The sequence below is a fragment of the Streptomyces sp. NPDC053079 genome (genome assembly GCF_044546695.1).
GTDB lineage: Bacteria > Actinomycetota > Actinomycetes > Streptomycetales > Streptomycetaceae > Streptomyces.
On the sequence record NZ_JBITZJ010000005.1, the window covers coordinates 613,378 to 629,583 of the forward strand.

At 72.7% G+C, this 16,206-nt stretch carries 13 protein-coding genes; 8 read left to right on the plus strand and 5 right to left on the minus strand.

Translation table 11 applies throughout. The annotated features are described in order from the left end of the window. Nucleotides 1–473: 473 nt before the first annotated feature. The 3 genes from ACIGXW_RS21860 (at nucleotide 474) to ACIGXW_RS21870 (ending at nucleotide 6,710) form a co-directional block, all read left to right on the plus strand. Nucleotides 474–1,523: a hypothetical protein gene (locus ACIGXW_RS21860; protein WP_360914393.1), complete on the plus strand. Its 1,050-nt coding sequence runs from the start codon at nucleotides 474–476 to the stop codon at nucleotides 1,521–1,523. 79 nt (nucleotides 1,524–1,602) lie between these two features. Continuing rightward, nucleotides 1,603–4,476 (plus strand): stealth conserved region 3 domain-containing protein, encoded by a 2,874-nt coding sequence (locus ACIGXW_RS21865; RefSeq protein WP_399574546.1) that lies wholly within the window; start codon nucleotides 1,603–1,605, stop codon nucleotides 4,474–4,476. A gap of 41 nt (nucleotides 4,477–4,517) precedes the next feature. Further along, nucleotides 4,518–6,710 carry a PIG-L family deacetylase gene (locus tag ACIGXW_RS21870; RefSeq protein WP_399574549.1) on the plus strand — a complete coding sequence of 731 codons (2,193 nt, stop codon included), beginning with the start codon at nucleotides 4,518–4,520 and terminating at the stop codon, nucleotides 6,708–6,710. 55 nt (nucleotides 6,711–6,765) lie between these two features. Here the strand turns inward: ACIGXW_RS21870 and ACIGXW_RS21875 are convergent, their stop codons facing one another. Next, complete coding sequence (locus tag ACIGXW_RS21875) at nucleotides 6,766–7,386, minus strand: hypothetical protein (protein WP_399574551.1); 621 nt, start codon at nucleotides 7,384–7,386, stop codon at nucleotides 6,766–6,768. A gap of 199 nt (nucleotides 7,387–7,585) precedes the next feature. Between ACIGXW_RS21875 and ACIGXW_RS21880 the strand changes: the two genes are divergently transcribed. The 3 genes from ACIGXW_RS21880 to ACIGXW_RS21890 all read left to right on the plus strand — a co-directional run bounded on the left by ACIGXW_RS21880 (nucleotide 7,586) and on the right by ACIGXW_RS21890 (nucleotide 11,534). Next, entirely contained in the window at nucleotides 7,586–9,070 is a 1,485-nt protein-coding gene (locus tag ACIGXW_RS21880; RefSeq protein ID WP_399574553.1) for an alkaline phosphatase D family protein, read from the plus strand. A gap of 129 nt (nucleotides 9,071–9,199) precedes the next feature. After that, nucleotides 9,200–10,513, plus strand: a complete 1,314-nt coding sequence (locus tag ACIGXW_RS21885; protein ID WP_399574555.1) for a multidrug effflux MFS transporter — start codon at nucleotides 9,200–9,202, stop codon at nucleotides 10,511–10,513. A gap of 10 nt (nucleotides 10,514–10,523) precedes the next feature. Then, nucleotides 10,524–11,534, plus strand: a complete 1,011-nt coding sequence (locus ACIGXW_RS21890) for a small ribosomal subunit Rsm22 family protein (protein WP_399574557.1) — start codon at nucleotides 10,524–10,526, stop codon at nucleotides 11,532–11,534. 60 nt (nucleotides 11,535–11,594) lie between these two features. On the opposite strand, the gene ddaH is transcribed toward ACIGXW_RS21890, so the two are convergent. Next, nucleotides 11,595–12,416: a dimethylargininase gene (ddaH, locus tag ACIGXW_RS21895; protein WP_399574559.1), complete on the minus strand. Its 822-nt coding sequence runs from the start codon at nucleotides 12,414–12,416 to the stop codon at nucleotides 11,595–11,597. Between the two features lie 125 nt (nucleotides 12,417–12,541). Further along, nucleotides 12,542–12,727, minus strand: a complete 186-nt coding sequence (locus ACIGXW_RS21900) for a DUF6243 family protein (RefSeq protein WP_071964283.1) — start codon at nucleotides 12,725–12,727, stop codon at nucleotides 12,542–12,544. Between the two features lie 128 nt (nucleotides 12,728–12,855). On the opposite strand from ACIGXW_RS21900, the gene ACIGXW_RS21905 reads away from it, so the two are divergent. Next, the gene (locus tag ACIGXW_RS21905; protein WP_399574561.1) at nucleotides 12,856–13,449 is read left to right on the plus strand and encodes a TetR/AcrR family transcriptional regulator; all 594 of its coding nucleotides are present in this window, start codon (nucleotides 12,856–12,858) and stop codon (nucleotides 13,447–13,449) included. A gap of 121 nt (nucleotides 13,450–13,570) precedes the next feature. Beyond that, nucleotides 13,571–14,299 carry a bifunctional DNA primase/polymerase gene (locus tag ACIGXW_RS21910; RefSeq protein WP_071964285.1) on the plus strand — a complete coding sequence of 243 codons (729 nt, stop codon included), beginning with the start codon at nucleotides 13,571–13,573 and terminating at the stop codon, nucleotides 14,297–14,299. Nucleotides 14,300–14,309: 10 nt separating this feature from the next. Here the strand turns inward: ACIGXW_RS21910 and ACIGXW_RS21915 are convergent, their stop codons facing one another. Both ACIGXW_RS21915 and efeU read right to left on the minus strand, forming a co-directional pair. Next, nucleotides 14,310–15,206, minus strand: coding sequence for a hypothetical protein (locus tag ACIGXW_RS21915; RefSeq protein WP_399574563.1), 897 nt, complete (start codon nucleotides 15,204–15,206; stop codon nucleotides 14,310–14,312). Beyond that, the gene (efeU, locus tag ACIGXW_RS21920) at nucleotides 15,193–16,170 is read right to left on the minus strand and encodes an iron uptake transporter permease EfeU (RefSeq protein WP_399574565.1); all 978 of its coding nucleotides are present in this window, start codon (nucleotides 16,168–16,170) and stop codon (nucleotides 15,193–15,195) included. Before efeU ends, ACIGXW_RS21915 begins: the two co-directional genes overlap by 14 nt. Nucleotides 16,171–16,206 lie beyond the last annotated feature (36 nt).

Here is a 16,206-nt window from a genome sequence, read left to right on the forward strand (position 1 = left end):
CCCTTGGTCGTCCTGGATGGGTGTCCATCCGCTCTCCCGGTGTAACTCCTACCCGGAACGCTCAGAACAGCACGTCACCAGCCCGACAGTGAAACCCGGCAGCGCCGGAAAACAGAGAGTTAAGTAACTACCAGAGATATTTATGCGGAAGCAATCTCTCGCATGCCCGCAAAGCGGGACAGGCCGAAAGCCGGTCGGCGCCCGCGTCACCGCTGGCCCCAAGGGACGGGCCGTTCCTCTCCAGTGTCCGCCCGGATCAGCGATTTCCAGCCGCCTGTGAAGAAATTCACCTGTCCGTAACCCGCCTGTAGAGGTCGAATGCCGCAGCGGTACGGTGCCGGTCTGCCGCACGCGCACCCGAGATCCGTTTACCCTGTTTGGGTGTACTTCCAGATCATGACTCCCGGGGACCGGCGAAGCCCGCGCGACGATTCCGGCCGTGTGCCGGCGGCGGGCGGCCGAGGGGTGCGCCGGTGACCGCGCCCCGTCACGCCCTGCGCGTGATCAAAAAGTCCGCACGCATCGCACTGCGCCGCAGCCCCGTCATGAAGGTGGGCGCGACGGTACGCCGCCGTGCCGTCTCCGGCCTCGCCAGCGGCCGCACCACCTTCGTCGACTCCGTCCTCATGCCCGCCTCCCAGGGCACCGCGGCCCGCGTCCAGTACGCCGCCGTCCTCGACGGCCACACGCTGAACCTCCACGCCGCCCTGCCCGCGGGCACCGAGGCCGCCGAGGAGCCGGGCGCCCGCGCCCACCTGCTCCTCGTCAACGGCGACACGCGCCTGCGGACCGAGGCCCGCATCGAGCGCGACGCCGCCGGCCGCGCCTCCGTCGCCGCGACCGTCCTGCTCGGCGAGGAGATCGGCGGCCTGCCCGTCACCGCCGGCCGCTGGACCCTCGCCCTGGAGCTGCGCGACGAGCACCCCGCGCCCGTACGGCTGCGCCTGCTCGGCGACGGCCCGCCCGACTACTCCGGCCCCACCCGCCCGCTGGCCACCTGCCCGCGCACGGGCCGCCGGCACCGCCTCGGCCTCACGACCGCCGGCCAGCTGCGACTGACCGTCGCACCGCCCCAGCCCAGGGCCGAGATCCTGCGCATCGACCGTTCGTTCACCGGCGCCCGCCTGCTGTTCGCGGTCTACGGGCCGGCCACGGCCGGCGACGATGCCGCACCGCCCGTCGTCGAGCTGGTCGACCAGCACCGCCAGGTGCAGCGCCGCACCGCCGAGCCGCTGCCCGGCGACGACAGCGCCTGGCAGGTCACCCTGCCGATCGGCAAGCTGCTGACCGCAGGCTCCGGCCGGCAGACCTGGTCGTTCCGCTACGTCCCCGGCCACCGCGGCGCCAAGCCGCTGGAGCTCGGCCGCCACGAGAACGACCTGAGCGCGCCCCGCAAGGTCCTCACCCCGCCGGTGTTCACCGTGCGGACCGAGGACGGCACGTTCGTACAGGTCAAGCCCCAGTACACCCGCCGCGGCGCGCTCCAGCTCGTCTGCACTCCGAGGGCCCTCGGCGCCCCTTGAGGCAACCGAGCAGACCAGCAGCCCGTCTAGTCCACCGAGGCCACCGCATCCGGACCGCCGCACACTTCGAAGGCCGCACGTGAAAATCACCTTTCTGCTGACCTCCGCCGACACCATGGGCGGCACGGAACGCGCCACCATGACGCTCGCCGAGCTGCTCGCCCGGCAGCACGAGGTGGAGATCCTGAGCGTCTTCCGCACCCGTAGCGAGGCGTTCTTCGACAGCGGCACCGTGCGCGTCCGCAACCTCGTCGACAAGCGGGGCCCGCAGCGCCCCGTGCGCAGCGCCCCGGCCGGCGGCCCCGACCTGACGGCCGCCCACAAGCGCCTCGCCGCCACCCCCAGCGAGCTGATCCGCCCCGAGTGGGAGTCCGCCTTCAACCGGCTGACCGACCTCGAGCTCGCCGAGGCCCTGCGCACCATCGACGCCGACGTGCTGATCTCCACCACCCCGGCGCTGATGGCCTACATGGCGCAGTACGCCCCCGAGCACGTACTCACCGTCCACCTGGACCACCGCGTCTCCGAGCTGCGCGGCACCTCCGGCGAGCCGCTGCGCATGTTCACCTCGGCCATCGACGGGCTGGTCTCGCTCACCGAGCGCACCCGCGAGTGGTTCGCCGACACCCTCGGTGACTGCGCCCCCCGCCTGGCCACCATCGGCAACGCCCTGCCCGACGGCTTCCGCCCCCGCTCCACCCTGGAGACGCGGACCGTGGTCCTGGGCGCCCGCCTGGCCGCCGAGAAGCAGATCGAGCACGCGATCCGCGCCTTCGCCTCCGTCGCCGGCGACCGCCCCCGCTGGAACCTGCGCATCCTGGGCGACGGCCCCCGCATGCGCGCCCTGAAGGGCATAGCCGGCCAGTACGGCGTCGCCGACCAGGTCCAGCTCGTCGGCAGCACCCCCAACATGGCCGAGGAGTGGGCCAAGGCGTCCATCGCCATGCTCACCTCGCGCGTCGAGGCCTTCGGCCTGGTGCTCGTCGAGGCCCAGGCCGCCGGCCTGCCCGTCATCGCCTACGACTGCCCCAACGGCCCGGCCGAGATCCTCACCGACGGCCAGGACGGCATCCTCGTCCCGCTCGGCGAGGAGACGGAGCTCGCGGCCGCCCTCGCCCGCCTCATGGACGACGACGCCCTGCGCCACGAGATGGGCGCCGCCGCCCTCGCCAACGTCGGCCGCTTCACCGACAGCACCGTCGGCCAGGAGTGGAACCGCCTCCTCGAGGAGCTCGCCGCCTACCGCGCCGGCGGCGACCGCGCGGCCGACAAGGCCCGCCGCCGCACCCTCCAGGCCGCCGCCGACGCCCAGGGCGGCATCCCCGCCGCCCCCGTCCCCAAGGGCGTCGACCGCCGGCAGTCCGACGTCGCCCACAAGGCCCAGGAAGTACGCATCGAGGCGGCCCGCCCCGACGTCAAGCGGGCCGGCGGCCAGATCTGCCTGGTGCGCGAGGACACCACCCCCTTCGAGGTGATGCAGGACAACCTCGACCTCGCCGTCGACGTCCTGGAGTCCCTCGGCGTCCCCTACGCGCTGACCCCCACCACCCAGCTGCGGCACAGCATCGCCATCGACTCCGCCCGCCGCGACGCCTTCCTGACGGCGCTGGCCGAGCGCTACCGCGACGAGCCCGTCTACGTCGCCTTCCTCAACGCCCGCGGCGCCATCCTGCGCACCGTCCTGGCCGGCTTCGTCAGCCCGCACACCGTCCCGCTCGCCTGCACCACGGTCCGCGTCTTCCAGCCGGTCCTCACCGGCGGCGGCCAGCTGCGCGTCAGCGGCGTCTACGGCTGCAACGTCGACTTCTGGAAGGACACCGAGGACGACGAGACCACGGTGACCTTCCCCGGTGGCAACCGCTACGGCGGCACCCTGCCCCGCGCCGAGCTCGCCAAGACGGCCTCCATCCGGCTCGGCGAGCGCGACTACGCCAGCTTCGAGGCGTACACCAAGACGTTCGTGGAGCAGGTCGACTTCCCGATCGACGTCGTCTACACCTGGGTCGACGGCACCGACCCCGCGTGGATGGCCCGCAAGGAGCGCACGCAGGCCGAGCACGGCATCCTCGCCGCCGAGTCCGCGGGCGCCTCCGCCCGCTTCCGCAGCCGCGACGAACTGCGCTACTCCCTGCGCTCGTTGGACCTGCACGCCCCCTGGGTGCGCAACATCTACCTGCTGACCGACGACCAGACGCCCGACTGGCTGGACACCGACCACCCCCGGGTGCGCGTGGTCAGCCACCGCGAGGCGTTCGGCGACACCGGCCGCCTGCCCTCGTTCAACTCGCACGCCATCGAGAGCCGCATCCACCGCATCGAGGGCCTCGCCGAGCACGTCCTGTACTTCAACGACGACGTCTTCCTCGGCCGCCCGATGCAGCCCGAGTCGTTCTTCCACGGCTCCGGCGCGGCCAAGTGCTTCATGTCGCCGACCGCCGTGCCGGCCGGCGACCCCTCGCTCGACTCCGACCTCGTCTTCGCCGCGGCCAAGAACAACCGCGCCCTGATCGAGAAGGAGTTCGGCAAGACCGTCTCCAACACCTTCCTCCACACCCCCCACCCGCTGCGCCGCAGCGTGCTGGCGGAGCTGGAGGAGCGCTTCCCCGAGCAGATGGCGCTGACCGCGGGCGCGCAGTTCCGCGCCCGCACCGACCTGGCCGTCGCCTCGTCGCTGCACCACTGGTACGGGCTCTTCACCGGGCGCAGCATGCCCGGCTCGGTCAGCTCCGCCTTCGTCAACGTCGGCCTGCGCGACCACCACGTCCGGCTGCACCGCCTGCTGGCGGCCCGCTCCCACGACGTGTTCTGCATCAACGACTACCACGACGGCGACGTGCCGGAGGACGAGCAGGCGGACGCCCTCGCGGTGTTCCTGGCAAGCTACTTCCCGGTCGCCTCGCAGTACGAGAAGGGTTCGGTCCGCAACAGCCGCCTCGTCCACGGGGCACGGTGACCGGGGTGGCGGGCCCCAGCAGAAGGAGCGTGCTCGCGGCCATGCTCGCCCTCAGCGTCGCCGGCTGCTCGGCCTCCGGCAGTGACAAGCCCAAGCCCTCCGCCCCGGCCGGCGTGCCGCGGGCGGAGGTCTCCGCCCGCAAGGACGGCACCGCCGGCGCGGTCACCCTGCAGGTCGTCGCCCACCCCGACGACGACCTGTACTTCATGAACCCCGACGTCCGTCAGTCGATCGACGCCAACCACCGTGTGGTCAGCGTCTATCTGACCAGTGGTGAGGCCGACGGGCGCAACAACGTGCCCGGGCAGAAGGTGAAGCCCAAGCCGGACTTCGGCGGGTACGCCGGCTCCCGTCAGCAGGGGCTGCGCCAGGCGTACTCCCTGATGGCGACCGGCAAGCCGCTGGCCGAGTGGAAGCGCAGCACGCTGGAGCTGCCCGGCGGCTGGAAGGCCGAGACGGACAGCCTCGTCGACCACCCCGGCGTCACCCTGGTCTTCCTGGGCGTGGCCCAGCACACCGCGGACCAGCCCGGTTCCGACGTCCGCCTGCAGAAGCTGTGGGCGGACCCGAAGGCCGTCGGCCGTACCCGGGTGGCCACCGGTTCGACCGTGCGCGAGTCGACCCCTGTCACCGGCGCCGGGGTCGTCGACGCGCTGGCCGCCGTGCTGGAACGGTTCAAGCCGACGCTGGTGCGCACCATGGACCCGGACCCGGACGCGCAGGTCCACGACGCCCGCAACCGCAAGCACCACGACCAGCCCGGCTTCTCCGACCACCCGGACCACACGGCCGCCGCGCAGTTCACCTACGCGGCGCTCGACCGCTACAAGGGCCCGGGCCGGGGCAAGCACTTCACCGTCGCCGCCTACCGCGGCTACTACAACGAGCGCTGGCCGTTCAATCTCACCCCGGCCGCGGTGCGCGGCAAGGGCGACGTGCTCAATGCCTACGGCGGCTCCCCGGACATGGGCTGCGGCTTCGCCGCGGGCTGCGGCGACTACGACGTCGGCCGCGACCGCAGCTACGGCACCGGCTGGCTGCAGAGCACGGTCCACCGCTACCCCGGCACCACGACGTGGCTGCAGCAGGGCCCCGACGGCCGTCTCACCGCGTTCGGCGTGCTCGACCGGCAGGCGGCGATGTGGACCGAGACCTCCGCCGGCAGCGGCCGCTTCGGCGACCCGAAGCTGCTGGGCGGCGGCCCGCTCATGCCGCACCTGGCGGTCTCGCGGACCAAGGACGGCCGCTGGCAGCTGTTCGGCGAGCGCATCGCCGGGCTGGGCAACGGACCGGAGAGCAACCGCCGCGAGATCGTCATGGTGGAGCAGGAACGTTCCGGTGGTGCGTTCGGATCCTGGACCTCCCTCGGCACGCCCGACGCAGGCCCGGCGCGCGACCGCCTCACGGGCGCACCGGTGGTGGCGCGCAACGCCGACGGCGGCGCCCAGGTGTTCGCGCGCAACGCGGCCAAGGGCGTGAGCACCAGGCGGCAGGAGGCCGACGGCAGCTGGAGCCAGTGGAAGGAGCTCGCCGACGCGGCGCCCGGCGGCGTGGGCGGCGAGACCGAGGACTCGGAGCAGACGCCCCGGCGCGACGCCTCCGGCAACGCCGGCCCCGGTGGCCTCGGCGGCCTCGCCGAGGGGCCCCGCAGCGGGGGACCCGGCGCGAAGTACGGCGCGGGCGGCGGCCCGGACGAGGTGCAGGAAGGCCTCAGTGCGGTCACCGACAAGGCCGGCCGCATCCATGTGGTCGGCTCCGGCCACGGCACCATCCTGCACTGGGCGCAGGAGAAGCCCGGCGGCGACCTCACCCCGTCCTACGACGGCCGTCTGCCCACCCCGGCCGACCCGCCGACGCTGCTCGCCCAGCCCGACGGTTCGCTGCTGCTGACCTACCGGGAACCGAAGACGTCCAAGCCCCTGGCGTACCGCCTCCCGGACGCCGTCGGCAACCAGTGGCAGCCGCTCCACCTGGGCCTCTCGGGCCGCGGCTACGGCGTGATGGCCCTGGCCGGCGACCCCGCCGACCCCTCGCGCGCGGTCCTGGTGACCCGCAACAGCTCGGGCACCCTGAGCGCGAGCGGCATCGGAACGGGCGCCAAGCAGCGCTGGTCGACGTTCGGCACCCACGTGGTGGGCCCGCCGGCCGTCGCCGTGGACGCCAAGGGCCGGCTGGTCGCCGCCTCGCTCACCCCGGAGGGGACGCTGCAGGCGGGGCGGCTGGAGTTCAAGTAGCGGCAGACGCGAAGGGGTTGGACCCCACCACGTCCGTGGTGGGGAACAGGCCACCTTACGAGTTGGTGCCCGTCGACGAATTGAACGTGAAGTTCGAGTGCCCCGTAGCCAGTTGCGTCCCGTCCGGGGCGTACGCCGTCACCTGGAGCTGCCAGTGGACGCTGGGCGTCGGGACGATGAAGGTCGGCTTCCAGTCCGTGCTGTCCCAGTTGAGGACGGGGGAGCTGATGGTGCTGTCCTCGCTCATGGTGAGCTTGGTGGCGTCGTTGTAGGTGTGCCACTTGATGTAGGCCGACTTGCCCTTCAGGCCCGCGAAGGTCACGTTGACCTGCACCTTGGTGACGGTCGGGGTGACCGCGCCCAGTGGAGTCACGCTGTTGATCTTCGCTGATACGCGGACCGGGGTGGTCGTCGACAGCGCGGGAGCGGGGCTCCGTGAGGCCTCGGGGGTCGCGGTCGCGGTGGGGGGTGCCGTCGTCGGGGGTGGGTCCGGGTCGGGGGCGAAGGGGCCCGCCTTGGCCAGTACCGGGATCACGGCGGCCAGGACCACGGCCAGGCCGCCGGTCACCCAGTACGTCCACACGCGCGACCAGAAGCGGCCGTCGGGCGGGCCGGGCGGGTGCGGAGGCGGTGGTGGATTGGGCGGCGGTGGTGGAGGGTCTCCGTCCGGGCTCATGCGGCCACCCCCCTCGGCGTTACCCCTCGCATGTGAGGAAGCTACACCCGGAACCAGCCATTCAGCCCTGGGGAAAAGGACGTTGGGGGCGCGAGCTGGGAGCGTGCGCCCCCCTGTTCGTCCGCGCGCCATCGCACGTCATGAAACGTTCGGCACCACGGGCCTTCACAGTCACCCCAGCCACGCGCAATCTGTGGGCATGACCCCCCTCCTGGCGCAAAGCCCCTTCACCCTCGGCGTCGCCTCCGGCGACCCGCTCCCCGACTCCGTCGTCCTGTGGACCAGACTCGCCCCCCGGCCCTACGAACCCGGGGGCGGCTTACCCGGCGACGGTGCCGTCGACGTCCAGTGGGAACTCGCCCACGACGCCTCCTTCCGCCGGCTCGCCCTCAACGGCACCGTCCCCGCCCCCGCCGTCGACGACCACACCGTCCACCTCGACGTACGCGGCCTCGAACCCGGCCGCGACTACTGGTACCGCTTCCGCACCGGCCGGTGGATCAGCGCCGTCGGCCGCACCCGCACCGCCCCCGCCCCCGACGCCCGCCCGGACGGCGCCGCCTTCGGGCTGCTGTCCTGCCAGCAGTACGACGACGGGTACTACACCGCCCTCGCCCACCTCGCCCGGGAAGATCTCGACGCCGTCTTCTTCGTCGGCGACTACATCTACGAGAACGCGATCGACGCCCGGGCCGGCGCCCGGAACTACACCGACACCCCGCTCCCGGAGGTCTTCGACCACTGGACGTGGAACCTGACGGACTACCGCCTGCGCTACGCCCTGGGGAAGTCCGACCCCGACCTGCAGGCCGCCCACGCCGCCCACCCCTGGTTCGTCACCTGGGACGACCACGAGGTCGAGAACAACTACGCCGGCGACGTCTCCCAGAACGACGACCCCCGCGACACCTTCCGCGCCCGCCGCGCCGCCGCCTACCGCGCGTACTGGGAGAACATGCCGCTGCGCGAGGCGCACCGGCCCGTGGGCCCCGACATGTCGCTCTACCGGCGCTTCTGCTACGGGCGCCTCGCGCAGTTCGACATCCTCGACACCCGGCAGTACCGCTCCGACCAGGCGTACGGCGACGGCTGGAAGTACCCGGGCCCCGACTCCGAGGACCCCGCCCGTACGATCACCGGCGAGGCGCAGGAACGCTGGCTGCTCGAGGGGCTGCGCGCCTCCGCCGCCCGCTGGAACGTCCTCGCGCAGCAGGTCGTCTTCTGCCGGCGCAAGAACACCACCGCCGCCCGCTCCCGGCTGTCCATGGACGCCTGGGACGGCTACCCGGCCTCCCGCTCGCGCGTCCTGGCCGGAGTGGCGGCGGCGGGCGTGGAGAACCTGGTCGTCCTCACCGGTGACGTGCACGTGCACTACGCCATGGACATCAAGGCGGACTTCGACGATCCCGCCTCGCGCACCCTCGGTGTCGAGGTGGTCGGCACCTCCGTCTCCAGCGGGTCCGACGGCGAGGCGCGGCCGGAGGACTGGAACCTGCTGCTCGCCGCCAACCCGCACATGAAGTACTACGACGGCCGGCGCGGCTATGCGGTCGTCACGCTCGACGACACCCGTCTGCAGGCCGACTACCGCACCCTGACCGGCGTCGTCATCCCCGGCGCCCCCGTCACCACGGCCGCCCGCTTCGTCTCGGAGGCCGGGGACCCCGGATTCAGCCGCGCCTAGTCCGCGCCCGGCCCGCACCGGGCGTCCCGGCAGTAGCGCACATCACTTCATGTAAGGGCCACTGATCATGGGTGGTCATGACACCATGGGATAACTTGAAAGTTTGAGAAATCCCTGGAGTGGTGACGCATGACGGACCCCGGCCTCGCGATGACCGAGCCCCCGGAGGGCTCCGACGAGGCCGGGGCGGCCGACGGCCGCGCGACCGGCGCTCCGGCGAGCGCCGCCGCCCGCCGCACCGGCCTGATCGTCACCCTCGCCCTCGGCGGCCTCACGGCCCTGCCGCCCCTGTCCATGGACATGTACCTGCCGGCCCTGCCGGAGGTCACCGACGCCCTGCACAGCCCCGCCGCGACCGTCCAGCTCACCCTCACCGCCTGCCTCATGGGCATGGCGCTCGGCCAGCTCGTCGTCGGCCCCATGAGCGACAAGTGGGGACGCCGTCGCCCCCTGCTCGCCGGCATGGTCGTCTACGTCCTGGCCACCGCCGTGTGCGCGTTCGCCTCCAGCGCCGCGCTGCTCATCGGCTTCCGCTTGGTCCAGGGCCTGGCCGGGGCGGCGGGCATCGTCATCGCCCGCGCCGTCGTCCGCGACCTCTACGACGGCGTGGCCATGGCCCGCTTCTTCTCCACGCTCATGCTGATATCCGGCGTCGCCCCCGTCGTCGCCCCGCTCATCGGCGGCCAGATCCTGCGGCTGACCGACTGGCGGGGCGTCTTCGTCGTCCTCACCGCCATCGGCATCCTCCTCACGATCGTCGCCTGGCGGTGCCTGCACGAGACCCTGCCGCCCGAGCAGCGCCAGGAGGGCGGCCTCGGCGCGGCCCTGCGCGCCATGCGCGGCCTGCTCGCGGACCGCGTCTTCACCGGCTACATGCTCTCGGGCGGCTTCGTCTTCGCCGCGCTGTTCGCCTACATCGCCGCGTCGCCCTTCGTCGTCCAGGACATCTACGGCGCCTCCCCGCAGACCTTCAGCCTGCTCTTCGGCGTCAATTCCGTGGGCCTGGTCCTCGTCGGCCAGATCAATGGCAAGCTGCTGGTCGGGCGCGTCAGCATGGACAAGGTCCTGGCCGTCGGCCTCGGCGTCATCACCCTGGCCGCCGCCGCCCTGCTCGTCATGGCCTCCGGCGTCCTCGGCGAGGCGGGGCTGGTGCCGGTCGCCGCCGGGCTCTTCGTGCTGATGTCCGCGATGGGCCTGGCCATGCCCAACACCAACGCCCAGGCCCTGATGCGCTCCGCCGGAGCCGCCGGCTCCGCCTCCGCGCTGCTGGGCACCTCCACCTTCCTGCTGGGCGCCGTCGCCTCGCCGCTCGTGGGCATCGCCGGCGAGCACACCGCGGTGCCGATGGCGCTCGTCCAGCTCTTCTGCGCACTGGCCGGTGTGGGCTGCTTCCTCGGGCTGTGCCGTCCGTGGCAGCGCACGGGTGCGCCCGAGGGCGCCTAGAATCCATCCAATGCACGCCCCCGCACCCGCGCCGACCGGCGAGAACCTGCGCGCCGCCCTCGCCGGCCTCCTCGACGGACTGCCGCCCAGCCAGGCCACCCAGGCCGTCGAGCGCCTGATCGCCAACTACCGGGGGCGCACCCCCACCCACACCCCGGTGCTGCGCGACCGCTCCGACGTCGTCGCCTACGCCGCGTACCGGATGCCGGCCACCTTCGAGGCCGTGCGGTCCGCGCTGGAGGCGTTCCGCGACCGCCTGCCCTCCTTCACGCCCGCCTCGCACGTGGACGTGGGCGGCGGCACCGGCGCCGCGACCTGGGCGGTCGCCGCGGCGTGGCCGGAGGGGCGGCACACCACCACGGTCCTGGACTGGGCCGAGCCCGCGCTCGCCCTCGGCCGCGAGCTGGCCGGCGCCGCGCACTCCCAGGCGCTGCGCACCGCCGAGTGGCAGCGGCAGACGATCGGCAGCGGTCTGGCGATCCCCTCCGGCACGGACCTCGTCACCGTCTCGTACGTGCTGGGCGAGCTCACCGAGGCGGCCCGCCGGGCCGTGACGGACGAGGCGGCCCGCGCCGCCCGGGCCGTCGTCCTGATCGAGCCGGGCACGCCCGAGGGCTATCTGCGGATCATCGAGGCGCGCGACCGTCTGATCGCGGCCGGCTTCCGTGTCGTCGCGCCCTGCCCGCACAGCGCCGCCTGCCCGATAGAGCCGGGCAGCGACTGGTGCCACTTCTCGGCCCGGGTCAGCCGCTCCTCGCTGCACCGGCAGGTCAAGGGCGGTTCGCTGCCGTACGAGGACGAGAAGTTCTCGTACGTGGCGGCGGTACGGGACGAGGAGGTGCCGCCGGCGCCCGCCCGGATCGTCCGCAAGCCGCAGATCCGCAAGGGCCAGGTCCTGCTGGAGCTGTGCACGCCCGAGGACGGGCTGGCGCGCGAGACGGTGAGCAAGCGCCACGGCTCCCTCTACCGGTCCGCGCGCGACGCGGACTGGGGCGACGAGTGGCCGCCGGCCGGTCCCTGAGGACGCCAGGATGCACGGACCCGGGGCTTCCGGGCCCGTGCATGACAATCAACGGACGGCTCAGCGCAGCTCCTGCGTGCAGCACTTGACGCTGCCGCCGCCCTTGAGCAGTTCGCCGAGGTCCATCCCGATCGGTTCGTAGCCCCTCTCGCGCAGGGGCTCGAAGAGGCCCACGGCGGCCTGCGGCAGCAGCACGTGCCGTCCGTCGCACACCGCGTTGAGCCCGAGCGCCGCCGCGTCCTGCTCGGTCGCGATCAGCGCGTCGGGGAAGAGCCTGCGGAGCACCTCCCGGCTGCCCGGCGAGAAGGCGCCGGGGTAGTACATGACGTCGTCCTCACCCCCGTCGAGGACGGACAGTGCCGTGTCCAGGTGGTAGTAGCGCGGGTCGACCAGGTCCAGGCCGATCACCGGGCGGCCGAAGTACTCCTGCGCCTCCGGGTGTGAGAGCGGGCTGCTGCGGAAGCCGCGGCCGGCCAGCAGCCAGGAGGCGGTGACGGCGAAGTCCCCCTCGCCCTCGTTGATGTGCTCCGGTTCGCGGACGTCCGTATAGCCGTGCGCGCGGAACCACTCGCGGTGCACCCCGGCCTCGGCCCAGCGCTCGGGGTGGGCGAAGCGGGCGCCCAGGACGCGGCCGTCGACCACGGTGGCGCCGTTGGCGGCGTAGACCATGTCGGGCAGGTCCGGGCGGGGGGCCAGCTCCTCGACCGTGTGCCCGAGGGCGCGGTAGCGGTCGCGGAGCTCTTCCCACTGTGCGAGGGCCAGCGAGAGGTCGACCGGCTTGCCCGGGTCCATCCAGGGGTTGATCGAGTACGTCACCCTGAAGTACGTGGGCGGGCACATCAGATAGCGGCGAGGGGTGGATGCACGCGGGACTGTACGCAAGTCGCGCTCCTCACAGTGGCGTTGGGCACGCACGTGGTTGTCGTGCGTGCCCAAATGGTCCATGCTGCGCGACCTTCGCGCATGAACCGTACGGGTGGTTTACCCGCCGTCCACCGGGGTGCGCGCTACGCACCGGAGCGACCGGCCCGGCCCTCCCTCAGGGCCCGCAGCAGCTCCCGCTTCTGCGCGTTCGCGTCCAGGCCGGCCCCGGCCCCCCGGCCGCCGCGGCCCGCGCCGCGCAGTGTCGAGCGGGAGAGGTTGCTGCGGGTGCCGCCGACGCCCAGCATGTTGCCCGAATTGCCGCGGGTCATGGGGATTCTCCTCCCGATTGAGCGAGACGGTGCGTCTCGCGATGCCTCCACTCTGAACGAGACGGTTCGTCTTGTCAACCTTCCTGAGACGATACGTTTCGCCTCTGCGCCTCGCTAGACTGCCCGGCATGGCCAACCCCAAGACCCCCGACGCCGCCCGCCGCAGCGAGCGCTCCCGCCGTGCGATCTTCGACGCCGCCCTCGAACTCGTGGGCGAGGTGGGCTTCGACAAGCTCACCATCGAGGGCATCGCGGCCCGCGCCGGCGTGGGCAAGCAGACGATCTACCGCTGGTGGCCCTCCAAGGCCGCCGTCCTCCTCGACGCCTTCATCGGCGACGCGGGGGACGAGCAGGCCGAGCTGCCCGACACCGGAGACCTCGAGGCCGACCTGAAGTTCGTCCTGCGCGCGACCGCCGACGAATTCAACGACCCCTCCTTCGAGGCCCCCTACCGCGCACTGGCCATCGCCGGGGCGAACGACCCGGAGCTGTCCCGGCAGTTCGTCAGCAGGCTGCAGGACACCGGCGTCCAGGCCTACGTCAACCGGCTGCACAAGGCCCGCGAGGCCGGCACGATCGCCGCGGACACCGATCTGCGGATCGCCGCCGAGATGCTCGTCAGCCCCTTCGCCCAGCGCTGGCTCATGCGTTCGGGCCCGCTCACCCACGAGTTCACCGACACCCTCGTGGAGCAGGTCCTGCGCGGCATCGCCACCCGCTGAGACCCCCCGCGCGCGGCGCCGGGGCGGCCGGTCTCACACCCCCCGGATGCGTTCGGCGGTCACACCAGGAGCAGGATGGTGGCAGCATTGACCGGAGACCGCGGTCGAAGTGAGGGGATAGATGGAACGCAAGAGCAGGTTCTCCCAATGGCTGCGCCGCCCCAGGAGCGGAGCGGGCGGCGATACGGGGGCGGGGGCGGCGACCGCCGCCGCCCGCGAGGAGCTGCTCCTGGCCGCCGCGGCGGCCGGCTTCCCGCTGGCCCCCGCCGCGCACCCGTCCGGGTACGGCTGCTCCTGTGAACGCATCGGCTGTCCCACGCCCGGCCGCCACCCCGTCTCGTTCGCCTGGCAGACCCTCGCCACGACCGACGCCGAGAAGGTCACCAAATGGCTGCGCGGCCAGCCGGAGGCCAACTTCGTCACCGCCACCGGCATCGCCCACGACGTCCTCGACGTCCCCGCCGAGGCGGGCCGGCAGGCCCTGGACCGGCTGACCGCGGCCGGCGTCGAGGTCGGCCCCGTGGCCACCGTCGCCCCCGACCGCATGCTGTTCTTCACCGCCACCCGCGGCACCCCGGACGACGAGGACGAGTGGTGGCCGTGCGAGCTGGACTGCCATCCCGAGACGATGGACGAGCATCCGGGCCTGCGCTGGCACTGCCGCGGCAGCTACGTCCTGCTGCCGCCCTCCCGGCTCCCCGGTGACGAGGGCGTCGCCTGGCTGCACGGCCCCGAGCGCCCGCTGCCCGACCCGCTGACCCTGCTGGAGACCCTCACCGACGCCTGCGCCCAGTACGCGGGCGAGCGCGCGGACCACGAGCCGGCCCACCCCTGGCCCATCGGCCGCTGAGCCCGGGCCCCTACTCGCCCCTGGCGGCGGTCAGCGACTCGATCCGGTTGAGGAAGACGACCTGGCCGCCGTCGGCCGCCCGCCGGGGCACCTGCACCGCCGACTCCGAGATCCGCGTGTACGTCACCGCCTGCTTCAGCTCCCCCCGCAGCAGCGCCTTCGTCCGCGGGTCGGTCACCTCCGGGCGCACACCCTTGACCATGGTGCGCCGCTCCCGGTGGTGAGCGGTGAAGAAGACCAGCGCACCGCCGTCCCGGGTGCGCAGCGCCAGCGGGGGGAAGCCCGGGGCCTTCTCGGGCGTGTCGATGTACTCCGACCAGAACGTCGGGGTCCGCGCCAGCTTGGCGCGCTCCTCCCGCAGCAGCGTGGTCGCCCCGCCGGCGGCGAACGTCCTGCCCTGACCGGTGCGCAGATAGTCGGTGTACGACGGGCTCAGGGCGCCCGGGTCGGCTATGAGGCCCGAGCCCGAACCCTTGGCGTCGGGGGTGTCCTTGCCGAGGGCGGGCACCGCCTCGGCGTAACCGTCCCCGTCCACGGCGAACCGCGGCACCTTCGACTCGCCCAGCAGCGAGAGGTAGGCCGCCTTCCAGGGCTCCTTCGCCCCCGCGCGCGTGAACACCAGGACCCAGCGGTTGCGGTCCCGGTTGCTGCGGGTGTCGGCGACGAAGAACTTCGGCCAGCCCGCCATCTTGGGGATCGTGAACCGCGCGTCCTCGAGCGCGAGCGCGGGATAGCCGGGGTTGCCGCCCGGCGTCACGGCACGCTGGGCGACCAGGTCGGCCCGGCCTATCTCCGCCAGCGCACCGGTCTCGACCCGGTCCACCAGGGCCGGGTCGAGCTTGCGGTACGCGGTGTTGTAGCCCTCGGTGAACCGCTTCAGGACCTTGGGGGCCTCAGCCTTGCTCACCGACGGGACGATCGCCCGCTCGCCGTGCACCGTCACGCACCCCGTCAGCGTCAGCAGCGACGACACCGTCAGAGCTGCTGCCAGAGCCGGGAACACTGGACGTGGCGGCCGGCGTCTCATCGCGCTTGGACTCCTTGGTGACTGCTCGGGACGGCGCCACCCTACCCGGCCTGCCCGGCGCGAAGAACAGCACCAGGGTCGGGACCAGATACAGGGACCACACCGCGACCTGCACCCACGTCGGGTCCGGCTGGAAGTTGAACACGCCCTTCAGCAGCGTGCCGTACCAGCTGTCGGCCGGGATCTGCTCGCTGACGTCGAAGGCCCTCTCGTGCAGGCCCGGCAGGATGTCGGCCTCCTGCAGGTCGTGGAAGCCGTACGCGAGCACGCCCGCCGCGACCACGACGAGCATGCCGCCGGTCCACGTGAAGAACTTCGCCAGGTTGATGCGCAGCGCGCCCCGGTAGAACAGCCACCCCAGCAGCACCGCCGTCAGCAGCCCCAGCACCGCCCCGATCAGCGGCCGTACGCCGTCGTCGGTGGCCTCCGCCGCCGCCCAGATGAACAGCGCGGTCTCCAGGCCCTCCCGGCCCACGGCCAGGAAGGCGGTGAGGACCAGCGCACCCGTGCCCATAGCGAGCGCCGCGTCGAGCTTGCCGTGCAGCTCGGCCTTCAGATGCCGCGCGGTGCGCCGCATCCAGAAGACCATCCACGTCACCAGGCACACCGCGACGATCGACAGCGAGCCGCCGAGCATCTCCTGCGCCTCGAACGTCATGGTCTGCGAGCCGAACTGCAGCACCGCGCCGAAGCCCATGCTCAGCAACACGGCCACGCCGATGCCCAGCCAGACCGGGGGCAGGGCGTCCCTGCGCCCGGTCTTCACCAGATACGCGACGAGGATGCAGACGACCAGGCTGGCCTCCAGGCCCTCGCGCAGGCCGATCAGGTAGTTGCCGAACACGCGGCCTCCTCTTCCGTTTGCGTGCAGCGTCCGCCG

Excerpts from the sequence above, each read along its gene's own strand:
- ACIGXW_RS21870 (WP_399574549.1), top strand. The coding sequence starts at position 4,518 with ATGCTCGCCCTCAGCGTCGCCGGCTGCTCGGCCTCCGGCAGTGACAAG.
- ACIGXW_RS21875 (WP_399574551.1), bottom strand. The coding sequence starts at position 7,386 with ATGAGCCCGGACGGAGACCCTCCACCACCGCCGCCCAATCCACCACCG.
- ACIGXW_RS21880 (WP_399574553.1), top strand. The coding sequence starts at position 7,586 with ATGACCCCCCTCCTGGCGCAAAGCCCCTTCACCCTCGGCGTCGCCTCC.
- ACIGXW_RS21885 (WP_399574555.1), top strand. The coding sequence starts at position 9,200 with ATGACGGACCCCGGCCTCGCGATGACCGAGCCCCCGGAGGGCTCCGAC.
- ACIGXW_RS21890 (WP_399574557.1), top strand. The coding sequence starts at position 10,524 with ATGCACGCCCCCGCACCCGCGCCGACCGGCGAGAACCTGCGCGCCGCC.
- ACIGXW_RS21900 (WP_071964283.1), bottom strand. The coding sequence starts at position 12,727 with ATGACCCGCGGCAATTCGGGCAACATGCTGGGCGTCGGCGGCACCCGC.
- ACIGXW_RS21905 (WP_399574561.1), top strand. The coding sequence starts at position 12,856 with ATGGCCAACCCCAAGACCCCCGACGCCGCCCGCCGCAGCGAGCGCTCC.
- ACIGXW_RS21910 (WP_071964285.1), top strand. The coding sequence starts at position 13,571 with ATGGAACGCAAGAGCAGGTTCTCCCAATGGCTGCGCCGCCCCAGGAGC.